This is a genomic window from Variovorax ginsengisoli, assembly GCF_030486595.1.
Taxonomy (GTDB): domain Bacteria; phylum Pseudomonadota; class Gammaproteobacteria; order Burkholderiales; family Burkholderiaceae_C; genus Variovorax; species Variovorax ginsengisoli_B.
In genome coordinates this window covers 508147-531586 of record NZ_JAUJZH010000001.1, presented here as the reverse complement: position 1 = coordinate 531586, position 23440 = coordinate 508147, and the positions used below count along the sequence as shown (strand labels likewise).

General features: G+C 66.7%; 21 protein-coding genes and 1 pseudogene. 11 read left to right on the top strand and 11 right to left on the bottom strand.

The window, feature by feature from the left end:
* Positions 1 to 100 (top strand): annotated as a pseudogene (locus tag QZH52_RS02580) (IS5-like element ISCARN85 family transposase); the annotation flags it as partial.
* 6 nt (positions 101 to 106) lie between these two features.
* On the opposite strand, the gene QZH52_RS02575 reads toward QZH52_RS02580, so the two are convergent.
* Positions 107 to 967, bottom strand: a complete 861-nt coding sequence (locus QZH52_RS02575) for an HpcH/HpaI aldolase/citrate lyase family protein (protein ID WP_301803306.1) — start codon at positions 965 to 967, stop codon at positions 107 to 109.
* A gap of 217 nt (positions 968 to 1184) precedes the next feature.
* On the opposite strand from QZH52_RS02575, the gene QZH52_RS02570 reads away from it, so the two are divergent.
* From QZH52_RS02570 to QZH52_RS02530, 9 genes are all read left to right on the top strand, one after another.
* On the top strand, positions 1185 to 2639 hold the full coding sequence (locus tag QZH52_RS02570; RefSeq protein ID WP_301803305.1) for an aldehyde dehydrogenase family protein: 1455 nt from the start codon (positions 1185 to 1187) through the stop codon (positions 2637 to 2639).
* Positions 2640 to 2707: 68 nt separating this feature from the next.
* Entirely contained in the window at positions 2708 to 3745 is a 1038-nt protein-coding gene (locus QZH52_RS02565) for a TRAP transporter substrate-binding protein (protein WP_301803303.1), read from the top strand.
* Complete coding sequence (locus QZH52_RS02560) at positions 3742 to 4287, top strand: TRAP transporter small permease (RefSeq protein WP_301803301.1); 546 nt, start codon at positions 3742 to 3744, stop codon at positions 4285 to 4287. Before QZH52_RS02565 ends, QZH52_RS02560 begins: the two co-directional genes overlap by 4 nt.
* A complete protein-coding gene (locus tag QZH52_RS02555; RefSeq protein WP_301803300.1) occupies positions 4284 to 5585 on the top strand; it encodes a TRAP transporter large permease in 1302 nt (433 codons plus the stop codon). The genes QZH52_RS02560 and QZH52_RS02555 overlap by 4 nt, the downstream gene beginning before the upstream one ends.
* Positions 5586 to 5595: 10 nt before the next feature.
* A complete protein-coding gene (locus QZH52_RS02550) occupies positions 5596 to 6705 on the top strand; it encodes a zinc-binding dehydrogenase (RefSeq protein WP_301803297.1) in 1110 nt (369 codons plus the stop codon).
* A gap of 15 nt (positions 6706 to 6720) precedes the next feature.
* Complete coding sequence (locus tag QZH52_RS02545) at positions 6721 to 7887, top strand: CaiB/BaiF CoA transferase family protein (protein ID WP_301803294.1); 1167 nt, start codon at positions 6721 to 6723, stop codon at positions 7885 to 7887.
* A 35-nt stretch (positions 7888 to 7922) separates the two neighbouring features.
* Positions 7923 to 8870 carry a LysR family transcriptional regulator gene (locus QZH52_RS02540; RefSeq protein WP_301803292.1) on the top strand — a complete coding sequence of 316 codons (948 nt, stop codon included), beginning with the start codon at positions 7923 to 7925 and terminating at the stop codon, positions 8868 to 8870.
* A gap of 786 nt (positions 8871 to 9656) precedes the next feature.
* Positions 9657 to 9851 carry a DUF2905 domain-containing protein gene (locus QZH52_RS02535; RefSeq protein WP_286523780.1) on the top strand — a complete coding sequence of 65 codons (195 nt, stop codon included), beginning with the start codon at positions 9657 to 9659 and terminating at the stop codon, positions 9849 to 9851.
* An 88-nt stretch (positions 9852 to 9939) separates the two neighbouring features.
* Positions 9940 to 10866, top strand: a complete 927-nt coding sequence (locus tag QZH52_RS02530) for an ROK family protein (protein ID WP_301803285.1) — start codon at positions 9940 to 9942, stop codon at positions 10864 to 10866.
* A gap of 19 nt (positions 10867 to 10885) precedes the next feature.
* Here the strand turns inward: QZH52_RS02530 and cydB are convergent, their stop codons facing one another.
* From cydB to QZH52_RS02485, 9 genes are all read right to left on the bottom strand, one after another.
* Positions 10886 to 11893, bottom strand: a complete 1008-nt coding sequence (cydB, locus tag QZH52_RS02525; protein ID WP_301803281.1) for a cytochrome d ubiquinol oxidase subunit II — start codon at positions 11891 to 11893, stop codon at positions 10886 to 10888.
* Positions 11890 to 13299 carry a cytochrome ubiquinol oxidase subunit I gene (locus QZH52_RS02520; RefSeq protein ID WP_301803278.1) on the bottom strand — a complete coding sequence of 470 codons (1410 nt, stop codon included), beginning with the start codon at positions 13297 to 13299 and terminating at the stop codon, positions 11890 to 11892. Before QZH52_RS02520 ends, cydB begins: the two co-directional genes overlap by 4 nt.
* A gap of 13 nt (positions 13300 to 13312) precedes the next feature.
* Positions 13313 to 14698, bottom strand: coding sequence for an aldehyde dehydrogenase family protein (locus QZH52_RS02515; RefSeq protein ID WP_301803276.1), 1386 nt, complete (start codon positions 14696 to 14698; stop codon positions 13313 to 13315).
* A gap of 18 nt (positions 14699 to 14716) precedes the next feature.
* Complete coding sequence (locus tag QZH52_RS02510; protein WP_301803273.1) at positions 14717 to 15043, bottom strand: Rieske (2Fe-2S) protein; 327 nt, start codon at positions 15041 to 15043, stop codon at positions 14717 to 14719.
* A 28-nt stretch (positions 15044 to 15071) separates the two neighbouring features.
* On the bottom strand, positions 15072 to 16811 hold the full coding sequence (locus QZH52_RS02505; RefSeq protein WP_301803270.1) for a GMC oxidoreductase: 1740 nt from the start codon (positions 16809 to 16811) through the stop codon (positions 15072 to 15074).
* Positions 16812 to 16999: 188 nt separating this feature from the next.
* On the bottom strand, positions 17000 to 17449 hold the full coding sequence (locus QZH52_RS02500) for a PaaI family thioesterase (protein ID WP_301803268.1): 450 nt from the start codon (positions 17447 to 17449) through the stop codon (positions 17000 to 17002).
* Positions 17450 to 17514: 65 nt separating this feature from the next.
* Positions 17515 to 18576, bottom strand: a complete 1062-nt coding sequence (locus tag QZH52_RS02495) for a Cj0069 family protein (RefSeq protein WP_301803265.1) — start codon at positions 18574 to 18576, stop codon at positions 17515 to 17517.
* A gap of 22 nt (positions 18577 to 18598) precedes the next feature.
* On the bottom strand, positions 18599 to 19771 hold the full coding sequence (locus QZH52_RS02490) for a chromate transporter (RefSeq protein WP_301803264.1): 1173 nt from the start codon (positions 19769 to 19771) through the stop codon (positions 18599 to 18601).
* Between the two features lie 13 nt (positions 19772 to 19784).
* Complete coding sequence (locus tag QZH52_RS02485; RefSeq protein WP_301803262.1) at positions 19785 to 20771, bottom strand: chromate resistance protein ChrB domain-containing protein; 987 nt, start codon at positions 20769 to 20771, stop codon at positions 19785 to 19787.
* Positions 20772 to 20880: 109 nt separating this feature from the next.
* On the opposite strand from QZH52_RS02485, the gene QZH52_RS02480 reads away from it, so the two are divergent.
* Positions 20881 to 21936 carry a DMT family transporter gene (locus QZH52_RS02480; protein ID WP_301803260.1) on the top strand — a complete coding sequence of 352 codons (1056 nt, stop codon included), beginning with the start codon at positions 20881 to 20883 and terminating at the stop codon, positions 21934 to 21936.
* Positions 21937 to 21942: 6 nt separating this feature from the next.
* Here the strand turns inward: QZH52_RS02480 and QZH52_RS02475 are convergent, their stop codons facing one another.
* The gene (locus tag QZH52_RS02475; protein ID WP_301803257.1) at positions 21943 to 23397 is read right to left on the bottom strand and encodes an aminotransferase-like domain-containing protein; all 1455 of its coding nucleotides are present in this window, start codon (positions 23395 to 23397) and stop codon (positions 21943 to 21945) included.
* Between the last annotated feature and the right edge of the window lie 43 nt (positions 23398 to 23440).

The following is a 23440-nucleotide window of genomic DNA, read 5'->3' as shown; positions in this document are numbered from 1 at the left end:
AGGCTACCGCCGGATCTTCTCTCGCTTCAAAAAACTCGATGTGATGTTCATCGGCTTCATCAGCTTCGCGCTGATCGCCGACGGACTTCGTTTGTGTTAACACGCCCTAGTCGGCTTCCGCGATCAGCTCCAGCGCTCTTCGATAGACCGGTTTGTCGATCATCTTGCCGTTCACCTTCATGGCGCCGATACCTTCGGCATCGCCCGATTCGAAGGCGGCGACGACTTCGCGCGCTTCGGCGAGCGCTTCGGGCGAGGGGGTGTAGCAGGCGTTCACCGCATCCAGAAATTTCGGGTGCACGACGACGGCGCCTCTGAAGCCGAACGAGCGCGCCTGATCGAGCTTCTGTGCGAACTGCGCGACATCGCCAAGGTCGGCGATCGAGCCGACGAAGCCGATCGCCTGGATGCGCGCGGCACGGGCCGCATGAAGCACCATCAGGCTCGGCTGCATCAGCGCTTCCGGGGTGGGCAGGGCGCCGCAGTCGAGCGAGAAGTCCTCGCTGCCGAGCATCATTCCCATGGTGCGCGCATCGGCCGCGGCGATCTCATGCAGCCGGGGCAGGGCGGCGGCGCTCTCGATCTGCAGCAAGAAGCGAACCCGCCCGGCCGCGATGCCCGCGGAAGCCTCGAGCGCGGCGACCAGGCCCGACAGCAACTGCACGTCTCGCGGGTGTTCGACTTTCGGGAGCAGCACCATGTCCAGCCCTTCGCTTACTGCCACGCGAAGGTCGGTCACGGCCGTGTCCAGGTCGCCGTTGACACGGACCGCGGCCGTCTTGCCGGCTTCCTTCACGCGCTCGATGGACGCGTGCAGCGTGGCGCGCGCGCTGGCCTTGCGGCTCGGATGCGTTCCGTCCTCGAGGTCGAGGATGATCACGTCGCAAGGCTTTGCGACGGCGCTCTGCAGCAGTCGATCGTTGTCCGCCGGGACGAAGAGAAAAGAGCGGTAGCGGGTTGTCCTCATGCAGATGTTCCTTGAAGGGCATGGCATCGTAGTTCGCCGCACCCGCTTGCGGAAATCGAATGTTCGGTTAGCCGTTATCAGATTTGCCTGTAGCCGTCGGCTCGGCCTATAGGGCCTCGCTTCAGCGGTTCCAGCTAAATAGTATTTATTGCTGGAGCGCAGTCACTTGTACTCTTCGCAGCCAGTTACCCATCACAGCGAGACGAGACAAGAGACCATGCCTTTCACGACCGATCTTCCCCCCTTGAACTACATCGACGGCCAATGGGTGCGCCCCGCCTCCACTGCCGCGATCGAAATGATCTGTCCGAGCGACGGCCACGTGATCGGGCAGATCGCCCGCGGTGGCGCCGAGGACATCGATGCTGCCGTGGCCGCCGCGCGCCGCGCCTTCGAGGGCGAATGGGGCCGCACCACGGCAACCGAGCGCGGCAGGCTGCTCTCGCGGCTGGGCTTGGCGATCCTGGCGAACCAGGAAGAGCTGGCGCAGCTGGAGGCCAACGATACCGGCAAGCCGCTGAAGCTCGCGCGCAGCGACGTGATCGCGACCGCGCGCTACTTCGAGTACTACGGCGGCGCGGCCGACAAGTTGCACGGCGACACCATTCCCTTTCTCGACGGCTACCAGGTGATGATCGTGCGCGAGCCGCGCGGTGTGACCGGCCACATCATCCCCTGGAACTATCCGGCCCAGATGTTCGGCCGCACCCTGGGCGCGGCCCTCGCCACCGGCAACGCGACCGTGCTCAAGCCCGCCGAGGAGGCCTGTCTCAGCATCGTACGACTGACGCAGCTGGCCGCGGAGGTCGGCATCCCGGCGGGGGCCATCAACCTGGTCACGGGCTACGGCGAAGAGGCGGGTGCGGCTCTGGCGAGCCACGCAGGCATCGACTTCCTCTCGTTCACCGGTTCGCCCGAGGTCGGGACGCTGATCCAGAAGTCCGCAGCCGACAACCACGTGCCCTGCGTGCTGGAGCTCGGCGGCAAGTCGCCCCAGCTCGTGTTCGAGGATGCGGACCTCGACAAGGCACTGCCGGTGGTGATCAACGCGATCATCCAGAACGCTGGCCAGACCTGCTCGGCCGGCAGTCGGGTGCTGGTGCAGCGATCGATCTACGAGAAGGTGGTGAGTGCATTGGCGGCGCGAATGAACGCGGTGCGGGTCGGCCCGCACGAGGCCGACCTGGACTGCGGCCCGCTGATCAGCAAGGTGCAGCACGGCCGTGTGATGGGCTTCCTGGAGCGCGCCCGCAAGGACGGCATCCCCGTGATCGGCGAAGGGCGCATTGACGAGCGCGCGAGCAAGAACGGCTTCTTCGTCAAGCCGACGCTGCTGGGTCCAGTGCCGCTCAGCCATGAGCTCGCCTTCGAGGAGGTGTTTGGTCCGGTGCTGGTGGTGATTCCCTTCGACGACGAGAGCGACGCCGTGCGGATCGCCAACGGCACTGAGTACGGCCTCATTGCCGGCGTCTGGTCCGAGAACGGTGCTCGCCAGATCAGGGTGGCGAAGAAGCTGCGGGTGGGCCAGGTCTACGTCAACGGCTACGGTGCGGGCGGGGGCATCGAGCTTCCTTTCGGTGGCTTCAAGCGCAGCGGTCACGGCCGCGAGAAGGGTTTCGAGGCGCTGCGCGAATACACAGTGGCCAAGACCATCGTGCTGAACCACGGCTGACAACAGGTTCACTCAAGGGCGCCTGTGGCCCCTGCCGCTTTTTCAACAATAAACGAACGGAGACAGACATGAAGAATCACGCAACCCTGTTGCGAAAGGCGAAGCGCGTCCTTGCCACCCTGGTCGTCACGGCGGTCGGCACCCTGGGAGCCGGCACGGCAGCCGCCGAGATGAAAATCCGGCTCGGCCATGTGTTCGCGATCAACAGCCCGGTCGACGAGGCGAGCAAAGACTTCGCGCGCCTGGTGTCGGAGCGCACCAATGGCGAGATCACCGTCGCGCTGTTCCCGAACAGCCAGCTGGGCGGCGATGAGGCGCTGGCGCGCGAGCTGTCGCGCGGCTCCATCGAACTCGCCTTCCTGAATCCCGGCTCGCTGGCGGGCCTGGACCCATTGCTGGACATCCACTACCTGCCCTACATCGCGACCAGTTTCAAAGAAGCGGATGCGATCTTCTATAACCCGCAGGGCGTGCTGCAGACGACCCTGCGCACGACCCTTGCCAGGCACAAAATGCAGGCGCTCGGATTCTTCGAGCTGGAGTTCCGCGCCGTCACCAATTCGAAGCAGGCGGTCGAGAAGGTCTCGGACCTGAAGGGGCTCAAACTGCGGGTGCCGGGCTCGGCTGGCATCAAGGGCTTTTTCGAAGCCGCCGGCGCACAGGCGGTCGCGATGCCGTTCCCCGAACTCTTCACGGCCCTGCAGCAAGGCACGGTCGACGGCCAGGACAACGGCGCCAGCATCACCTACAACTCGCGCCTGTTCGAGGCGCAGAAGTTCATGACGACCACCAACCACGTCTACGCGATGGGCGCCATCACCGCGAGCGAACGGTTCTGGGGCCGCCTGAGCGCGGAACAGAGGAAAATCCTGCAGGACACGGCGGCCGAAGTTTCCACCCGGCAGATCCAGAAGAACCGCGAGCTCAATGCGACCTTCCTGAAGAAGATCGGTGACGGTGGCGTGCGCGTCACGGTGCCCACGCCGGAGGCGATGGCCGAGTTCCAGCGGGTCGGCGATTCGCTGTGGGACAAGCTGGCGCCGATCTACGGCACCGAGCGCATCAAGGCATTGCGCGAAGAAGTCGCGAAACTGCGCAAGCCGTGAGTCACGCCGCGCTGATGCATCGCGCCTCGCCGTCGTCGAGCCATGGGCTAGACGGCTTCGAGTACCGCGTCTTCCGGATCGAACGCTGGATCTGCGTCCTGAGCCTCCTCGTGATGCTCTTGACGGTGTCGATCAGCGTGGCGACCCGCTACTTCAATCTCGGACTTCCGAACGTGGCCGAATGGGCCATCGTCGCGATGTCGCCGCTGACTTTCATCGGCGCCGCGATGTGCACCTACGCCCAGTCGCACATCGCGGTCGACGTGGTCAAGCTGATGCCCAACGCCGCCATCAGGCGCGCCGCGCGCGGTGTGGTCGCACTGTGCCTGCTGGGGTTCGCGGGCGTCTACGCCTGGATCGGCGCCCTGTTCTTCATCGACATGAAGCAGTCCGGCGAACGCATGCTCGACATGGGCACACCGGTGGTCGTGCCGGTTTTCTTCTTGATGCTGGGCATGTTGCTGATGTTGCTGCATGCGGCGGTCGAGCTGTGGCGCGTCCTGACCAACCGACTGCCGATCGATGAGGAGTCGCTGACATGATCGCGCTGGCGCTGCTGGTTCTGCTGGTGGTCGGCGTGCCTGTGGGCGTGGCCTTCGCGCTGATCGTGATGGTCCGGGCCGAGGCCTGGAGCATCGAATTGTCGTCGCTGGCGTCGATTCCCTACGACACGGTGTCGAGCTTTCCGCTGCTCGCCATCCCGCTCTTCTTGTTGGGCGGCGAACTCATGAACCGAGGCGGCCTGATCCGCCAGCTCACGGCAGTCTGCGACATCCTGCTGGGATGGGTGCGGGCGCCGCTGGGCCACGTGATGATCCTCGCGAGTGCGCTGATGGGCGCTATCACGGGCTCGTCGGTCGCGACCGTGGCGGCCATCGGCGGCACGGTCGGCCGGGAGATGTCGCTGCGCGGCTACCCGCGCGGCTACACCGCGGCGCTCAATGCCTCGGCGGGCCTGCTCGGTGTGCTGATTCCGCCGTCGATCCCTCTGATCCTCTACGGCTCGATTGTTGGCGTCTCGATCACGCAGCTGTTCCTGGCATCGGTGATGCCGGGCATCGTGATGATGCTGGCGCTCGGGGTGGTGCACGCCTGGATGTCGCGGCACGTGCTGCCGGGCGGGCAGGAGCTGGTGGCCGGTGCGCAGCCGACCACCCATGCCGCCGTTGACGGCCGGATGGTCCAGCGCTCGATGGCCGCCATCATGACCCGATCGATCCCGGCGCTGATGCTGCCGGTCCTGGTGCTGGGTGGCATCTACTCGGGCATCTTCACGCCGACCGAGGCGGCTGCGGTGGCGGCGCTCTACGCCTTGCTGGTGACGGTTCTCGGGCGGATGACGAAATTCGGCGAACTCAATGGCATCTTTGCCCGGGCCGCGCTGTCGTCCGCCGCGATCCTCGTGATCATCGGCTTTACGAGCATCTTCAACCGCGCCATGGTGCTGGAACAGGTGCCGCAGTCGATCGCCGGCTACGCCACCGGCTTCACCGACAGCGCGCTGGTGTTCCTGCTGGTGGTGAACCTGGTTCTGCTGCTGATCGGCATGTTCATGGAGACCAACGCCGCGACCCTGCTGATGGGCCCCCTGCTGGCGCCGGCGGCGGCCAAGTTCGGCATCGACCCGGTGCATTTCGCCATCATCCTCGTGACCAATATCGAGATCGGCTTGCTCACCCCGCCGATGGCGGCCAACCTCTACGTCGCGGCGCGCACCAACAACGCCGATCTGGTGAGCCTTTTGCGCTATCTGGGCTGGTTCCTGGTCGCCGCGTTGCTGGTGATGGCCACCATCACCTACGTGCCCCAGCTCTCTCTCTGGTATCGCTATTTCTTCTGAACGAAACCCCATGACGACCCTTCCAGAATTCTCCCGCGCCGCGGTGCTCCGCAAGTTCAAGGCGCCGCTGCAGATCGAGAACGTGCCGATTCCGCGCAACGTCGAAACCGGCGCCGCGTTGGTGAAGATCGAGGCCTGCTCGATCTGCGGCACCGACGTCCACTTGTGGCAGGGCTCGCTCTCGCTCACTGTCAACCTGCCGGTCATCATCGGCCACGAGATGGTGGGCAGCGTGCTCAAGCTGGGCTACGGGGCCGACCGCGACTCGGTTGGGAACCCGCTGCGCGTGGGCGACCGTGTGCTCTACACCCACACCGCTTGCGGCAGCTGCTTCTTCTGCACCACAGCGCGCAAGCCGACACTGTGCATGAACCGGCGCGCTTACATGTACGAGAACATGGAGCAGGAGCCCTACCTGCTGGGCGGCTTCTCGGAATACGGCTACGTCCTGCCGCAGGCGGGCCGCCTCAAGGTGCCGGACAACGTGCCCAACGAGCTGGCGAGCCTGTCCAGCTGCGCGCTGCGCTCGGTGATGAACGCGATGTCGCAGCTCGGTGAGATCGACCCGAGCGAGGTGGTGGTGGTGCAGGGCGCGGGGCCGCTCGGCCTGCTCGCGACCGCCAACGCCAAGGTGCGCGGCGCACGCAAGGTGATCGTGATCGGCGCTCCGGCCGCACGGCTGGAACTGGCGCGCGAGTTCGGCGCCGATCTCTGCATCTCTGTGGATGAGACCACGGCGCAGGAGCGGCTGGACATGGTGCAGGCTCTCACCGGCGGTCGCGGCGCGGACATCGTGCTGGAGTTCACCGGGGTGCCGGCGGCCTTCGTCGAGGGGCTGCATCTGTGCCGCAGGGGCGCCCGGTACCTGATCGTCGGGCAGTTGGGCGAAGGCAAGACCGAGTTCGCGCCCTCGCTGATCGTGAAGAAGAACATCACGGTGGTCGGCTCTTTCTCGGGCGATGCGCGCAGCTACTCGCTGGCGCTGGACTTCATCTCCACCCACCTCCACGACTTCCCGTTTGAAAAGATGATCACCGGGCGCTACAAGCTTGACGACGTGAACATCGCCCTGGAGCGGATGCGGAACATGCAGGAGATCAAGCCCGTGATCCTCGTCTAGGCCGGGAGCAAGAAGATGCAACGATTCGACTCCGATGCGAAGGGCCCGCTCGAGGGCGTGCGCGTGCTCGACCTGTCGCGCCTGGTGGCGGGCAACATGCTGAGCGTCTACCTGGCCGACTTCGGCGCCGACGTGATCAAGGTCGAGCGAGAGGGCGCCGGCGACGACCTGCGCAGCTGGCGGGAGGAAGACCAGGACATCTACTGGAAGGTCTACGGCCGCAACAAGCGCTCGCTGGTGCTCGACCTCAAGTCGGCCGAGGGCTTGGAACGACTCAGAAAGCTGGTGCGGCACTCGCAGGTCTTCATCGAGAACTTCGTGCCCGGCGGGTTGGAGCGCATGGGCCTCGCACCCGCGTTGCTGCTCGAGCTGAATCCGGCGCTGGTGGTGGTGCGCATCTCGGGCTGGGGGCAGACCGGACCCTTCAACCACAAGCCGGGCTTCGGCACGCTGGTCGAGGCGATGTCCGGCTTCGCCTTCCTGAACGGCTACGCTGACCGACCTCCGGTGCTGCCGCCGCTGGCGCTGGCCGACATGATCGCGGGCATTTACGGCGCGGCCGGCGTGCTGACCGCGCTACGGGTGGCCGAAGGGGAAGGGCGAGGGCAGGTGATTGACCTGTCGCTGTTCGAGCCGATCTTCTCGGTGATCGCCTCGGAGGCGGCCAAGTACAAGCTCACCGGTGTGCCGACCATGCGCTCGGGCAACCAGTCGACCCATACCGCACCGCGCAACATCTACGAATGCCTCGACGGCAAGTTCGTCGCGCTCTCGGGCTCCATGCAGTCGATGGCGATGCGCATCCTCGACACCATCGGCCGGCCGGAGCTGAAGAGTGACGAACGCTTCGCCACCAACGACGCCCGCGTCGCCAACCGCGATGCCCTCGATGCGATCATCGCGGCCTTCATCGGCGCGCGGACTCAGCAAGCCAATCTCGATGCCTTCGAGGCGGCCGGCGTGACGGTCGGTCCGGTGTGCTCCGTTGCCGACCTGATCGACCATCCTTTCGTGACTGGCCGGCAGGCGATCGTCGAGATGGAGGACCGCGAACTCGGCAGCATCCCGATGCACAACATCGTGCCGCGCCTCTCGGAGAGCCCGGGCAACTTCACGCGCCCGGCACCGCGCCTCGGCGAGCACACGCTGGAGATCCTCGCGGAGCTTGACCGGTTGGCCTGATACTTGGGCGCTTGTGCAGCGTCCAGAGGCCCAAGGTGAATCTCAAGCAGTTCAGGTATTTCGTCGCCATCTCGGAGCAGCGGTCCTTCCTGCAGGCTGCGCAGGTCCTGCATATTTCGCAGCCCTCGGTGAGTGCGCAGATCAAGCTGCTGGAGGAGGAGCTCGGCGTTCAGCTCTTCGAGCGCCGCTTCGACGGCGCCATCCTCACGCCCGAGGGCCGGGATTTCCTGGTCCACGCCCGCACGGTGCTGGATGCGGTGGTGGCCGCCGCCTCGAGCATGCGGGTGCATCAGTCGTCGGAGGTGGGGCGTGTGGCGGTCGGCATTCCGGGATCTCTCACCTCGCTGCTGACCGTGCCCTTGATCCAGACGGTGCGACAGGAGATGCCGAACGTGCAACTGCGCGTGGTGTCGGGCCTGTCCGGTCACATCGCGCGCTGGCTGCCCGAAGGCGCGATCGACTTCGGCTTGGTCTATGCGTCCTCGAGCGCGCCGGGCCTCGATCTCGAATGGGTGCTGGACGAGAACCTGTTCCTCGCCGCCCGCGACCGGTGCGACCTCGACGGCTTGTTGGAAGCGAAGGGGCAGGTGCCGGCCAGCCGTCTGGCCGGCCTCCCGATGGTGCTGCCCGGACGCGAGCACGGGCTTCGATCGGTGGTCGAAGGGGCGCTCGACAAGGTCGGCGTCAGCCTGCACGTGACGGCCGAGGTCGATGCGACCGAGCAACTCAAGGAGATGGTGCGCCGCACCGGCTGCTTCACCATCCTTTCACTGGCGGCGATACAGAACGATCCGGCCGAAGGCCGGCTGGTGACGGCGCGCATCGTCAAGCCGACCATCGACCGAAGGATATCGATCGCCCACACCACGGGCAGGCCGCTGTCGCGCGCCGCGCGGCGGGTCAAGGAGATCTTGAAGACCCTGATTGCGCAGGAACTGGAAAAGGGCTGGTGGACCGACGGCAGGCGCTCTGACGGCTCCTGAGGCTGCGGCCCCGGAAGGTCGGGGAGCTTGCCCGCAATTTGAAACCTGCTCTCCGTGACGGCTGTGCCTTCGGGCCCGAGTCTTCGATTTGTCAAGGACTGGGTGTGCGGATCTCATCGAGATTGCGGACATGGTTCGATGCGCTCACCCGCGAGCCGTACACATGTATGCAGATCACTTCATGTCACCACCGAAAACGCTCGCTAAAGGCGCTGCGTACGAAAGGAAGATCACCTCGACTCGAACGCGCCGTCAAAGGCCATCCAGCGCGTCTGGCAAAGCCGTGTCGCTTGCCTTGCTGTTCACCCGTACTGGCGGCTGCATTTTGAATCGGGTGGCGTGCGCCACGTTTCGACTGACTGTACGTGTTCGCCGGCAGCTGTGTTCTCGTGGGAGTTGCGCGGTGGTGGACGCGCTTGGCCGCCGCTTTGTCATGGGGCAGCTGCAGCAGGTCAGCAAGTTCGAGGCCTGCTGATTGACTGCACGCCACAGCAGTAGGGTCACCGGCCGGACTATCCGGATCAACGACGGCTACACCTCCAAGTAGGGCGGATCCTAGGACTTCGAAGGAGCCCTACGGTGTCACTCTGGTGATCGGCCCGTTCAACGCGCCGCTCCGTACAAACCGCGCTGGCACGGTATGCAATGGCAATCTGGCTGCCCGTAGCGCATTCTCTACGAACCGCCGTGGTCGTGATCCAGCGCCCTCCGACACTCACTCAGGTGCCCGAGGGTTGCGATAAAACAACACGTGAGGCGACGGGTCTCTAGCCCTAAACTGCATCCATGATTCGCTGGCTGATCGTCGTCGTCCTGGCCCTGGTGCTCATGAGCGGGCTGACGGCCTGGCTGCGGCGCTTCGGCTTCGGGCGGCTGCCCGGCGATTTCGAGTTCCGTGCGTTTGGGCGCGAATGGCACTTGCCGATCGCCAGCACGGTCGTTTTGAGCATGATCGCGGCCCTGGTCGCGCGATGGATATGAAGATGAGCGCAGCGCCGGGCCGCCCCAAGCAAGCTCGCGCCCCCTCGGGCGGCAGCGAGGACACGAAGTGCCGAGCGTGGGGGCACGCATGAGAGCCTGTGTGGACATCGGCGGCACCAAGATCGCCGTGAGCCTTTCCGCCGACAGCCGCACGCCGCTGGTTGGCCGGCGCAGCGAACCGACCGCCAAGACCGGCGGCAACGACGCGGTGGCGCTGCAGATCCTGCGGCTGATCGATGAGGCCTGCGCCGAGCAGAACATCGCCGGCGCCTCGATCGAGCGGGTCGGCGTCTCGTCGGCCGGCCCCTTCGAGATCCGCGACGGCATGGTCGAGCTGGCGTCGCCGAACATCTGCGGTGGCATCGCCGGCCCGGCGCGCGGGCTGCCGAACCAGTGGATGACGGCGCTGATCGAGGCCCCGCTCAAGCGGCGCTTCGCCCATGTGCGGGTCGAGAACGACGCGGTCGCTGCCCTCGAGGCCGAGCGGCGCTGGGGCGCGCTGCAGGGCGTTGACCATTGCGCCTTCGTCACCTGGAGCACCGGCGTGGGCGTCGGGCTGTGCGTCGACGGCCACGTCCTGCGCGGCAAGAACGGCAACGCCGGCCATGCCGGCCACAGCTTCGTGTCCGACGACGACAACCAGGCGCTGTGCGGCTGCGGCAATTTCGGCGACGTCGAGGGGCTGGTGGCCGGCAATGCGATCGCACGCCGCTTCGGCGAGCCGGCGGTCGACCTCTTCGCCGCCGCCGCCCGCGGCGAAGCCAAGGCCCTGGCCACCACCGACGCCCTGTGCCGCGTGATGGGCCGGATGCTCTTCAACCTGGTCGCCACCCTCGACCTGCAGCGCATCAGCCTCGGCGGCAGCGTGTTCTGGAACAACCGCGACTTCCTGCTGCCGCGGCTGCAGGCCCAGATCGACGGCAAGCTCGCGGCCCTGACCCGGGGCGCGGTGCTGGTGGCGGCCGGCCTGGGCGACCGGGTCGGCGACTACGGGGCGATGGCGCTGCTCGACTGAGCCTGCCGCCAGGCGGTTGCTAGCGGTAGCCGCTGCGGACCTTGCCGCGGAACACCCAGTAGACGCCGATGGTGTAGGCGGCGATCACCGGCAAGACCACCACGCCGCCATAGAACAGGAACCGCAGTGATTCCTCCGGCGCCGCTGCACTGGCCACCGTCACCGCATACGGGACCATGTAGGGCCAGAACATCGTGCCGAGCGTCAGGTACGCCGCCGCGATGAACACCACGGTCAGTGCGTACGCGACACCATCCCGGCGCACACGAACGCCCGTCACGACGCCGATCAATGAGGCGATCGCAACCGCGACAAAGGCCCACCCCCATGGCCGGTCCTTCAGATGGCTTTGCGCGATCGCACCTGCGTCCACGCTCAAGGACACGGCGAACGCCAGGCCGAGCACTCCGAAGACAGCCGCGGCCAGCCACGGAATGCGGCGATAGGCCCAGTCGCGCAGGTCGCCTTCGCTCTTGAGCACGATCCACCCTGCGCCGAGCAACGCATAGCCGAAGACCAGGCCGACGCCGGTCAGCACCGAAAACGGATGCAGCCATTCGAAGGAGGTGCCCGCGAACTGGCCCTGCGCCACTGGAAGGCCGCGCATCAATGCGCCCACGGCGGCCCCTTGCACGAAGGCGACCACCGTTGATCCGAGGAAGAACCCCAGGTCCCACAGCCAGCGCGTCTTGACGCTGCGGTAGCGGAATTCGAAGGCAATGCCGCGGAAGATGAGGCCGACGAGCAGCAGCAGGACAGGCAGGTAGAAGGCACCCAGGAAGACGGCATAAACCACCGGAAAGGTCGCGAACAGGCCGGCGCCGATGACCACCAGCCAGGTCTCGTTGCCGTCCCAGAACGGCGCGATGGTGTCCATCATGTGCAGGCGGTGGCTCTCTTCGCGGGTGGTGCCGAAGAGGATCCCGACGCCGAGGTCGAAGCCGTCCAGGATCACGTAGACCAGGATCGAGACGGCAATGACCGCCGCCCAGAAGAGCGCCAGGTCGCTGGGTGCCGCCGCGCTCACGACCGGCCCCCGGATCTGCCTTCGGATGCGGCGTCGGTGCGCGCGGCGACCGCCAGAGGCCGGCTGCCGGTGACGTTCTCCGTGGCCTGGGTCCTGGCGCGCGGGCCCTCGCGCAGGAGCTTGTAGATGTAGTAGATGCCGAAGGATACGAAGATCCAGTACACCAGCACGTAGACGATCAGCGAAGTCAGGACATCGCTGGTCGTCAGGGAGGGCGTGACGGCGTCCCTGGTGCGCAGCAGCCCGTAGACCACCCAGGGCTGGCGCCCGATCTCGGCGGTGTACCAGCCGGTCAGGATGGCGATGAAGCCGGTCGGGAACGACATGAAGGTGGCCCACAGGAACCAGCGCGAGGACTCCAGCTTGCCGCGCCAGCGCAGCAGGTTGCCGAGCCAGGAGACGGCCAGCATGACCAGACCCATGCCGACCATCAGCCGGAAGGCGAAGAAGGGGATCAGCACCGGCGGCCGGTCTTCGCGCGGGAAGGATTCGAGCCCTCGCTCGGCCGAAGTGAAATTGCCCGAGGCGATGAAGCTGCCCAGCTTCGGTACCGAGATGGCGTAGAGATTGCGCTCGTTGGCCTCGTCGGGAATGGCGATCAGCACCTCGCTGGCGGGCTGCTCGTTCTTCCAGCGCGCCTCGATCGCGGCGAACTTGGCGGGCTGGTGCTTGAGCACGTATTCGCCGGTCAGGTGACCGAAGAAGAGCTGGACCGGAATCAGCACCGCGGCCAGCCCCAGGCCCCAGTGCAGCATCATCCGGCCTTCGTCGAGGTGCACCCGGCGCAGCAGATACCAGGCACCGGTCGCCGACACGCACATCGAGGTCGTCAGCAAGGCGGCGAGCAGCATGTGCGGCCAGCGCACCATCTGCACCGGGCCCAGCACGATCTGCATCCAGTCGGTCGGGATGATCTTGCCGTCCACCACCGTGTGGCCCAGCGGCACCTGCATCCAGCTGTTGTTGGCGAGGATCCAGAAGGACGAGAACATCGTGCCCAGCGACACCATGCAGCACGAGAAGAAGTAGAAGCGCGGCGACACCCGGTCGCGCCCGAGCAGCATCACGCCGAAGAAGGTCGCCTCGAGCATGAAGGCCGTGAAGCCCTCGTAGCCGAGCAGCGGGCCCTGGATCGAACCGGTCTTCACCGAGAGCACGCCCCAGTTGGTGCCGAACTGGAAGGCCATGACGATGCCCGTGACCACGCCCATGCCGAAGGAGACGGCGAAGATCGGCAGCCAGAAGTCGAACACCCGGCGATAGAGCGCGTTGCCCGTCGCCAGCCGCGCCCCCTCGATCGTCGCCAGCCATGCCGCCAGCCCGATCGTGAAGGCGGGGAAGATGATGTGGAAGCTGATCAGGAACCCGAATTGGATCCGCGACAGGAGGACGGGGTCGAGGTCCACGTCGATGCCGCCTCTATGGCATCAGCTTGTTGACGGCGACGCGTTCGAGGCCGTGCTTCGCGTAAGGCGGATAACGCACGCCAGGGTCGACGGTGCTGCTGTGGTGGAGCACGCCGCGCGCGTTGGTGAAGGCTTCGAAGCCCCAGCGCCCGTGGTACTTGCCCATGCCGGAGTTGCCCACGCCGCCGAACGGAAGCTCGGGAAAGAGCGGGTGGATGGCGCAGTCGTTGACCTCCGCATCGCCCGAGCGCGTGGCCGACAGGATCCTGTCGATCACCTCCTTGTCCTCGGCGAAGATGTAGAGGCCGAGCGGGCTCGGCCGGCTGTTGACCCACTGGACGACGGACTCGACCGAATCGATCTCGAGCACCGGCAGGATCGGCCCGAAGATCTCTTCCTTCATGATCGGCGAGTCGACCGCGACGTCCACCAGCACCGTCGGCGCGATGTAGAGCTCGTCGGCATCGGTCTGGCCGCCGGCAATGGCCTTGCCGCTGCCGAGCAGGCCGGCCAGGCGATCGAAGTTGCGCCGGTTGATCACGCGCCCGTAGTCCGGACTCTGCTTGGGGTCGTCGCCGTAGAACTCGCGGATCGTGTCCTTCATGTGCTGCAGGAACTCGTCCTTCACTTCCGGCCACGCCAGCACATGGTCGGGCGCGGTGCAGATGTGGCCGGAGTTCAGGTAGCGCCCGTAGGCGATGCGCCGCGCGGCCGCCTTGAGGTTGGCCGACGAATGCACGATGGTCGGGTTCTTGCCGCCGAGTTCGAGCACGCAGGGCGTCAGGTTCTTCGCGGCGGCCTGGTGCACGATCTTGCCGACGGGCGGACTGCCGGTGAAGAAGATCATGTCCCACTGCTGCGCCAGCAGCGCGGTGGTCTCAGGGACGGCGCCCTCGACGACCGCGACCGCCCGCGGATCGAAGTACTCGGGCACGAGGCGCGCCGCGGCGGCCGCGCAGTGGGCGGCGATCTCCGAGGGCTTCAGCACCGCCGTGTTGCCCGCCGCCAGCGCCGCCACCAGCGGGCCGAAGACCAGCATGAAGGGTTCGTTCCAGGCGCCGATGATCAGCGACACGCCGAGCGGATCGCGGTTCACCCGGATGTAGCCGGGCTCGAACACCAGCGGCATCGGCTCGTGCAGCGGCTTCATCCAGGTGTCGATGTGCTTGAGCGCGTAGGCGGCTTCCTTGGCGCAGTAGTCCACGTCCATCAGGTCGGCATCGTTCACGTTGCGGCGCAGGTCTTTCCAGAGTGCGTCGCACAGTTCGTCGTGGTGGTCGGTGAACAGGGCCTTGACGGCTTCGAGCTGGGTCTTGCGCCACGCCACCGGGCGCGTGTGGCCTTCGAGGAAGAAGGCGCGCTGGCTGGCGACGAGCGAGGCGTAGTCGGGGACGGACATGGCGATGAACTCCTGGTGTCAGACGCGAACCCAGATTTCTCCGTTCTGCTCGCGCACCTCGTAGGTGGGGAGTGGCTGCTTTGCCGGGCCGCCCTGCACGGCGCCGGTCGAGACGTCGAAGCGGGAGCCGTCGCACGGGCACATCAGCGTCGTGCCGGTCAGGAGGCCCGCCGACAGCTGGCCGCCGTCGTGCGGGCAGAGGTCGTCGAAGGCGAACAGGCTCTTGCCGACGCGAGCGACGGACACACGCAGCTTGCGATCGGCCAGGTAATAGGGATTGACGGACTGGTCCGGCAATCGGGCCGATGGGCCCAGGTCTCGGTACTCGACCGTCGGGTTCGCCATGCTCGTCTCCTGTGCGTCGGCCTTCGACTCAGTACGGATATTCGGGAATCACTTCGCGCTGCGGCTTGTCGAAGCGCAGGGCGCCGGGTGCCTGCGCCGGCACCGCGGGCGCGCGCGGCATGATGGGCGCCAGGCGCTGGTAGCCGGCACCCAGGGAAGGCCGCGGATCGGCGTCGCCCTTGTTCGGCCAGAACGACATGGCACGCTCGGCCAGCGCCAGGATCGTGAGCGAGGGATTGACCCCCGGGTTGGCGGGCATCACGCTGCCGTCCATGACATGCAGGCCCGCATGGCCGAAGACGCGCTGGTAGGGATCGACCACGCCCTTATCGCGCGAGTCGCCGATCGGAATGCCGCCGATGAAGTGGGCCGACGCCGTGCGGTTGACGACTTCGAAATCCAGCGCCGATTCGAGCCCGCCCATCCTGGCCGCGAGCCGCTTCGCGAACTCGTCGGCGGCCGGGATGTGCGTGGGCGGCGGATCGCCCGAGCCGTGCCGGCTGCGCAGGATGCCGTCCTTGAAGTAGAGGTCGATCGAGGTGTCGGTGGTCTGCATGCACAACAGGGTGATCGCGCGTTCCGACCAGTGCCGCGCGTCGAAGGTCTGGCCGAGGGTCTGGACCGGATGCTCCATCAGGTGCTTGAGCCAGGTCTCGGTGGGGTGCTTCTGCGGGCCGGAGGCGTAGTAGGTCGTGGCCAGCGCGAAGAAGTCGCTGCCCACGCCATAGGACACCGGCTCGATGCTGGTGTCCGGGTCCGGCCAGACGCCGGAGGTGATGGCGACGCTGCCGGGCGTGATGATGAATCGGTCCGGGTCCTTCTTCCAGTCGACATAGGGCCGCGTGACCAGGATCAGCGCCTCGGAATTGGTGCGGGCCAGCTTGCCCAGTTGATCCGACAGGCTTGTGAGCTTGTCGATATGGCGCATGTGGTGCAGCAGGCGCGCCGAGCCATAGGCATGCGCGGAGACCACCACCTGCCTGGCCGTGTAGCGATGGCGATCGACGTGCGCCGCGCGCTGCACCCAGCCGGGGTGGGTCGCAATCAGCTCGTAGCCGCCGCCGTCGAGCGGCGCGAGTTCGATCACCTCGTGCAGGTCGTGGATGACGCAGCCGTTCTTTTCCGCGAGATAGAGATAGTTCTCCGTCAGCTTGTTCTTGGCCCCGCGGCCGCAGCCGATCATGCAGTTGCCGCAGTTCACGCAGCCGGTGCGGCGCGGGCCTGCGCCGCCGAAGAAGGGGTCGTCGACCTCGACGCCCGGGGCGCCGAAGAAGGTGGCGACGGGTGCCTTGTTGTAGGTGTCGCCGTGCCCCATCTCGACGGCGATCTCGCGCATCAGCCGATCCTTGTCGCTGTCCATGTAGGGCACGCGGTTGACGCCCATCATGCGCTGGGCCTGGTCGAAGTACGCGGGCATCTCGTCGTACCAATCGGTGATGTAGGACCACTCGGGTGCGGCGAAGAACTTCTTCGGCGGAACATAGAGCGTGCTGCCGTAGACGTGCGAGCCGCCGCCCACGCCCGCGCCGTGCAGCACCAGCACGTCGTCCAGGAAGCTGAGGCGCTGCAGGCCGTACATCTCGGCCTCGGGCTGCCACAGGTATTTCCGGATGTCCCAGTTGGTCTTGGGTATCGCGCTGTCGGGCCAGCGCCGCCCGGCTTCCATGACGCCCACCCGGTAGCCCTTCTCGGTCGCGCGCAACGCCGCGACGCTGCCGCCGAATCCGGAGCCGATCACGATCACGTCATAGTCGAAATCGGCCATCATGACCTCGCGTATTTTTCGAATGAGGCAGTCTGTACTCGGACACGGAACTTGAACATCCCGGTGGCCACCTAGACCACGTACGTGGCATCTGACAGCGACGCGCGCCGAACCGTTCGAGCCCTTTGACTTTTCATTCAAGGGCGCTGCGATCTACCACCGGGGTCAGTTCGGCACGGCAGCGAAGCAACTCAAGGCGTGGGACTGATGCCCTGGGGCGCCACGCCCTGGAGATCGGCCAGGATGCCGGTCGACGTGGCTTCCGCCGCCAGCTTGCCGGCAGGGCTGTAGAGGGAGGCCTCGAGGAAGGCGACCCGCTTGCCGCGCCGGACCACCCGTCCCTCGACCCGGCCTTCGCCGGGGCCGACCTTCTCGTAGAAGCTGACCTTGATCTCCAGGCTGAAGACGGTTTGCGCATGGCCTGTGTCGTGCATCACCGCATGCGCCATCGCTGCATCGAGCCAGGCCGTGATGAAGCCGCCCTGGGCGATGGTGCCGTTCGTGTGGCAGTACTCGGGCCGAACCGTGAATGCAGCCTTCAGGATCTTGTGTTGGGCATCCCACCCGCTCACGTGGAAATTGCCCATCGACTCGCTGAGTGCCTTGCCGGAGCGAATCCGTTCTTCCAGATCGTCGTTCATGATCGCGATGGTTGGTGGAGATGGGGCATTGTGGTCCCGGGCGCGGGCGGGATGGCGCGACTGGCTCAGCCGGTCCGCAACATGATGCGTGCCTTCACGGCCTTGACCAGCGGCTCGATCGACGAGGGTGGGAACGGCGAGACGCTGCTGACGTTGATCTCGCAGAGCACGAAGCGCTCGGGTTGATCGACGGTCGGTTCGCCGGGCAGGAAGTCGCAGTCCCACAGCATCGGCAACTGCGCGCGCGTCAACCCCAGGCGCTGCTGCAGTTGCGCGATCCACTGCGTCTCCAGCAGGCGCTTCAGCGCCTGGAACCGCGGCAGATCGGCGCCGTGATAGAGACGTGGCCCGGGCGTGGGCGCGGCCTCGCCCGAGCGTGCCGGGTAGAGGGCATTGATCGCCTGGTGGCCGAAGCCGGTCACGCGGTCCTCGACCAGGTAGGCGCGCACCATGCCATCGACCAGACGCGGTTGCCAGGCTTGGTCGATCATGTGACCCCCAGCGGCTGCTTCAAAGTACGGTGCCATGCGCTGGAGCAGCGTCGACAGGTCGATTCGTTCTTCCGCGCCGCCGCGCAGCGCATGCTGCACCCGCAGCAGCGGAGAGTCTTCGACGCGCTCGACCCGCCACACGCCGATGCCGCTGTGTCCCCGATGTTGCTTGAGCACACGCGCGCCGTGGCGCAGGCGATCGGGCAGGCCGGCCGCGAGCGCATCGAGGCTGTCGACGCGGACCGCATCGCCGCCGAAGGGCAGGTCGCGCGTGTCGACCAGCACGTCCTTGGTGCCCAGGCGCAGGATGGTGTCCGGATGCGTGCTGACGAAGACGCCGGCCTGCGCGGCTTCGCGCAAGACGGCGTCGAGCCGGTCGCGGCGGCGGCCCGCCTCGACCGGATTGCACCAGACGAGCACGGCGTCGACGCCCCGCAACTGCGCGGCGACCTCGTCGGCGAAATCATCGTGATAGACGGCGGGCTCGGCGGCCACGCCGGCGGATGCGAACGCAGTGAACAGTGCCGCAAAGCGGCTCTCGGCAGGGTCGCTGCGGTCGCGTGCGGCGCGGTCTCCTGGGTAGAGCAGGGCTACCGCGACGAACTCGCGGCGGGAAGCAAGGGTCTCTGCATGCATTGCCGGCTCCTCTTGGTGGATGTCACGTGTGAGCGGTCAGCGGGTAGAGCACCAGGCCGGCCAACGCGGCGACGACCACGACGACCGGTTCCGGTACCTTCTTGAAGCGCCACAGAACACCGACGGTGATCAGTGCCAGTGCGGCCGTGGGGAGATCGGAGATCGATCGCTGACCGATGACGATCGCCGCTCCGGAAATCGCCCCGATGGCTGCGGCGGTCACGCCGTCGACGAAGGCCACGATGCCGGGGCGCTTGCCGTGCTTCTTGAAGTACCGCGCAGGCAGGATGGTGAACAGGTAGCAGGGGATGAAGGTGCCCGCAGCCGCGACCACCGCGCCCCAGAAGCCCGAGACCAGGAATCCGATGAAGCCGGTGGTGATGACGACTGGGCCGGGCGTGATCATCGCGACGGCGACGGCATCGACGAACTGGCGATCCGTCAGCCAGTGGTGCTCCTGGACCACGCCGCCGTACAGGAAAGGCACGATCGCCAGGCCGCTGCCAAACACGAAGCTGCCGGCATACGCAAAGAACGCGCCGATCTCGCCCAGTTTGTGCCAGTCGAGCGCATCGATCGCGAAGAAGGCCACGATCGGGGCGGCGACGCTGTTCACGGAACTGCCCGAGTTCCGCCTCGGCGGCGCGCGGACGAGCCAGACCAGCACGCCGGCACCGAGGAAGACCCACACGATCTCGGACTTGGTGATCACCGTGACCGCCGCGCTCGCCAGGAAGATGGCCCAGAGCAACTTGTCCTTGCCGATGTTCTTCGTCGTGAGCTTATAGGCGCTCATCGCGATGATCCCGATCACGGCGGCGCCGACACCGTAGAAGACGGCCTGCATCCACGCGATGCCGCCATAGGCCGTGTAGACCGCGCCGATGGCGACGACCATCAGAAACGACGGCAGCACGAACGCGATCCCGACCATGGTCGCGCCGAGCACGTGGTGGTGCACGTAGCCCAGGTAGATCGCCAATTGGGCGGCAAGCGGCCCGGGCATCAGCTGCGCGAGGGCCATGCCCTCCTTGTACTCGCCTTCCGAGATCCAACAGCGTCTCTCGACGAGGTCGCGGTACATGTAGCCGACCAGTGCCACGGGGCCGCCGAAGCCCCAGGTGCCCAGGGCGAGCATGTAGCGAATGAGCTGCCAGATCGAATAGCTGGGCTGTGCGGGTCTGTCTGTCGTCATGCGGTCTTCTCGCTCATCGGGCTTCGGGCTTGTCGTCGTTGCGCTGGGCTTCGCGTTGGAAGTGCGCATACAGGGAATCGAGCACCGTGCTCATCTCGACGAGCAGCGCGTCATCGTCGGCCAGCCTCTCCCGTGCACCCGACATCACGGCTTCGAAGCCTTTCGCTTCGGGAACCGGATCGCCACCGATATCCAGCGCATGCACGATGGCCCCGAGTCGTACGAGGGCAGGGTCTCCTTCCAGGTCAAAGCTGGCCAACAGCGTTTCGAACGTCACGCGATCGCCGACGTGCGTGAAGGTCGCGTCGTCGAAGTCGAAGCCGAGCGCGCGCTTCGGACAGTCGGAAGGCTTGGCGAGCCATTGGAACCGGGCGTCCTGATCGATGAAGCGGCGGATCAGCCAAGCGCTCGCCACGCGGTCGACCCACAAGCGGCGGCGGGTCGCCCACAGGCGGCCCTGGTACTCGGCAGCGTCGAGCCGTGGGATGCGGCCCTCGGTCTCGTGCGGCTCGTCGGGCGAGAGCAGGGACTCGATACGGCCGTTGACAACAGTCCAGGCCGCTTCTGCCTCGATGCTCGCCTCACCCGGAAAGAAGTCGATGGCGCGTGCGGCATCGAACTCGCGCTGCAGCTTTCTCTGCAGCCGTGCGAGCTCCGGCGCACCCATGGATGCCAGGCCGCGCTGGGTTTCCTGCCACCCCTTGCGCAGTACCGCATATTCCTCCCTGCGATCGAAAAGCCCACGGTAGGTTGTGGCCTCCTCGGTGGAGCGTGCCTGTACGGCCATCAACCAGGCGGTGCCTCCCTCTCGCAGGCATTCGTCGCCGAGCGCTTGCAGGGCCTGTTCGAGTTCGGGCCGGGCGGGCAGCAGATGCGCACCATCACGCAGGGCCACGCAGCCGAGCGCCTTGAGGCCTCGCCAGACCCGCATGCGGGCCGTGGCGCTCGTCGTTGGCAGGGAGATGATCAGCAATAGCCACAATGGCGTTCCAAATTCCATGTAGAAGATCCTACATATTTGTAGACTTAGTGACATAGAAACCTTGGCGCATGTAGGGGCCGCGCGGCTCCCGGTGCGCCACCTGGTTGGTGGTAGAAGCTGATCGACCATGAAAGCTTCGCGAATTCGCTTTCCTGCGCTTCGTGGCGGCCTGCTGGCGCTGCTCGCGGCCGCGCTGTTCGGCATGAGCACGCCGCTCGTGCAACGGTGGGGTGCCGGCCTGGGGGCCTTCACGACGGCGGCGTTGCTCTATGCCGGTGCGGCCCTCGTCGGGGCGCTGTCCCGGCAACATGCCGCGAAGGAAGCGAAGCTGGTGCGCGGCGACCTGCCTCGGCTGATGTCGATGGCGGCCTTCGGCGCGCTGCTTGGCCCGGTCGCGCTTGCCTGGGGCCTGCAGCACGCCAGCGGGACAGGTGCCTCGCTCATGCTCACGTTGGAAGCACTGTTCACCGCATTGCTCGCGCGGCTCGTGTATGGCGAGACCCTGGATCGGCGGGTGTGGTCCGCCATGTTTCTGCTCATTGCCGGGGGGATCGTGCTGGTGCTCGACCAGGGCAGCCACGGCGGAAGCCAGCTCTGGGGCTTGCTCGCGGTGCTGCTGGCAACGCTGGCCTGGGGAACCGACAACACGCTGTCGCGGGCGCTGGCCGAGCGCGATCCTTCGCAAGTGGTGTTGGCCAAGGCGGTTCTCGGTACCGCCGCGACCGCCGTGCTGGCGGTCGTGTTTCGCGATCCTCTCCCGACGCTGGGCGCCGCAGCGGCACTGCTGACGGTCGGCGCCACCGGCTACGGGCTGAGCTTGCGCTTCTACCTGTTGGCGCAGCGGGCATTCGGTGCGGCGCGCACCGGCTCGGTGTTCGCCTTCGCCCCGTTCATCGGTGCCGCGCTGGCGATGTCGATGGGCGACCGCAGCGGCAGCTGGATCATGGCCGTCGCGGGCGTGCTGATGGCGTTGGGCGTCGTCCTGCACCTGGCCGAATCACATGGGCATGCGCATGCGCACGAGGCGATGGCGCACGAACACGCCCATCGCCACGACGATGGGCATCACAACCATGCGCACCACCCCATGCCGACAGGCGCCCACAGTCATCGGCATGCCCATGAGCCGTTGCGCCATTCGCATCCTCACGTGCCGGATGCGCATCATCGGCATGGGCACTGACCCGGCTCAAGCCGCCATCCGCACCGCCCCCGACTCGCAGGCAATCTCCCCCAGCCGCCGCAGCCCGCTCTCGATCGCGTCGGTGAAGGGCCAGCCGCAGTTGATGCGCAGGTAATGATCGAAGCGTGACGAGTTCGAGAACAGCGCGCCGGGCGCCACCAGGATCCCCTCGCGCAAGGCCCGGTCGAACACGGTCATCGACGACAGCCGGTCGGGCAGCTCGACCCACAGCTGCAGTCCGCCCGGCGGCAGGTTCAGCCGCGTCCCGGGGGGGAAGTGCGCCGCGATGGCATCGGTCGTGCGCTCGCGCTGCTCCCGAAGGCGTTCGCGCAGCCGCCGCAGATGCCGGTCGAAGGCGCCGGTGGCCATGTATTCGCCGGCGGTCCACTGCGACAGCTCCTCGTTGCTGCGGGTCTGCGTGTACTTGAGCATCTCGACCCGCGCATGCCACCGTCCGGCCGAGATCCAGCCCAGCCGCATGCCCGGCGCCAGGATCTTGTGCAGCGAGGCGCAGTGGATCACGTTGCCCGTGCGGTCCCATGACTTGATCGCCCGCGCCGGCGTGTCGCTGTCGAGCAGTTCGCTGTAGGTGTCGTCCTCGATCAGCGCCACGCCGTGCTGCTCGCAGAGCGCGACCAGGCGCTGCTTGTGCGCATCGGGCATGACGCTGCCCAGCGGGTTCTGCAGATGCGGCACCACCACCACCGCCTTGATGTTGTCGTAGGCCTCGAGCGCCATCTCCAGGGCCTCGACCGACAGCCCTGTCTGTGGGCTGGTGGGAATCTCGACGGCGCGCATGCCCAGGCTCTCGAGCACCTGCAGCAGGCCGTAGAAGGTCGGCGATTCGACCGCCACCGTGTCGCCGGGCTGGGCCACGGCGCGCAGCGCGAGGTTGAGCGCCTCGATGCAGCCGTTGGTGGACAGCACCTCGTCGGGCGCGAGCGTCATGCCGGCGCGCATGCCGCGCCGCGCCGCGGCTTCGCGCAAGGGCGTAAGGCTGCGCGAGGGCGCGGCGGTCGTCAGGAGGGCGGGCCGCTGGCGCAGCAGCCGCATCATGATCGTCTGCAGCGCCTGCGCGGGATAGAGCTCCGGCGCACCGCGCGCCAGCGAGAAATCGATCCGCACCTCGCCCTGGCGCCTGCGGGCGACGAACTCCGAGACCTTCGCATGGATGCCGACGTACTGCGCCGGGTCGGGCGCCACATGGGCGGCGGGCTCTTCCATGGCCGCGATCGCGAGCCGGCGCGGACGCCGCACGAAGTAGCCCGAGCGGTCGCGGGCCTCGACCCAGCCTTCGCCTTCCATGGTCCGGCACAGCTGCAGCGCGGTCGACAGGCTGATGCTGTGCAGGCGCGTCAGGCTGCGCAGCGAAGGCAGCTTGTCGCCCGGCTTCAGCGAGCCGGCACGGATCGCGTCCAGGTAGTGGACGGCCAGTTGGCGATAGAGCGGTGACGGTTCCATGCGGTCGATGCTCGCGCAGGCGGCACCGGGGAAACAGATGCAG

What these genes read in the sequence shown, in the direction of transcription:
- QZH52_RS02575 (WP_301803306.1), bottom strand. Translation starts at nt 967, where the DNA reads ATGAGGACAACCCGCTACCGCTCTTTTCTCTTCGTCCCGGCGGACAAC.
- QZH52_RS02570 (WP_301803305.1), top strand. Translation starts at nt 1,185, where the DNA reads ATGCCTTTCACGACCGATCTTCCCCCCTTGAACTACATCGACGGCCAA.
- QZH52_RS02565 (WP_301803303.1), top strand. Translation starts at nt 2,708, where the DNA reads ATGAAGAATCACGCAACCCTGTTGCGAAAGGCGAAGCGCGTCCTTGCC.
- QZH52_RS02555 (WP_301803300.1), top strand. Translation starts at nt 4,284, where the DNA reads ATGATCGCGCTGGCGCTGCTGGTTCTGCTGGTGGTCGGCGTGCCTGTG.
- QZH52_RS02550 (WP_301803297.1), top strand. Translation starts at nt 5,596, where the DNA reads ATGACGACCCTTCCAGAATTCTCCCGCGCCGCGGTGCTCCGCAAGTTC.
- QZH52_RS02545 (WP_301803294.1), top strand. Translation starts at nt 6,721, where the DNA reads ATGCAACGATTCGACTCCGATGCGAAGGGCCCGCTCGAGGGCGTGCGC.
- QZH52_RS02535 (WP_286523780.1), top strand. Translation starts at nt 9,657, where the DNA reads ATGATTCGCTGGCTGATCGTCGTCGTCCTGGCCCTGGTGCTCATGAGC.
- QZH52_RS02530 (WP_301803285.1), top strand. Translation starts at nt 9,940, where the DNA reads ATGAGAGCCTGTGTGGACATCGGCGGCACCAAGATCGCCGTGAGCCTT.
- QZH52_RS02515 (WP_301803276.1), bottom strand. Translation starts at nt 14,698, where the DNA reads ATGTCCGTCCCCGACTACGCCTCGCTCGTCGCCAGCCAGCGCGCCTTC.
- QZH52_RS02510 (WP_301803273.1), bottom strand. Translation starts at nt 15,043, where the DNA reads ATGGCGAACCCGACGGTCGAGTACCGAGACCTGGGCCCATCGGCCCGA.
- QZH52_RS02505 (WP_301803270.1), bottom strand. Translation starts at nt 16,811, where the DNA reads ATGATGGCCGATTTCGACTATGACGTGATCGTGATCGGCTCCGGATTC.
- QZH52_RS02500 (WP_301803268.1), bottom strand. Translation starts at nt 17,449, where the DNA reads ATGAACGACGATCTGGAAGAACGGATTCGCTCCGGCAAGGCACTCAGC.
- QZH52_RS02495 (WP_301803265.1), bottom strand. Translation starts at nt 18,576, where the DNA reads ATGCATGCAGAGACCCTTGCTTCCCGCCGCGAGTTCGTCGCGGTAGCC.
- QZH52_RS02490 (WP_301803264.1), bottom strand. Translation starts at nt 19,771, where the DNA reads ATGACGACAGACAGACCCGCACAGCCCAGCTATTCGATCTGGCAGCTC.
- QZH52_RS02485 (WP_301803262.1), bottom strand. Translation starts at nt 20,771, where the DNA reads ATGGAATTTGGAACGCCATTGTGGCTATTGCTGATCATCTCCCTGCCA.
- QZH52_RS02480 (WP_301803260.1), top strand. Translation starts at nt 20,881, where the DNA reads ATGAAAGCTTCGCGAATTCGCTTTCCTGCGCTTCGTGGCGGCCTGCTG.
- QZH52_RS02475 (WP_301803257.1), bottom strand. Translation starts at nt 23,397, where the DNA reads ATGGAACCGTCACCGCTCTATCGCCAACTGGCCGTCCACTACCTGGAC.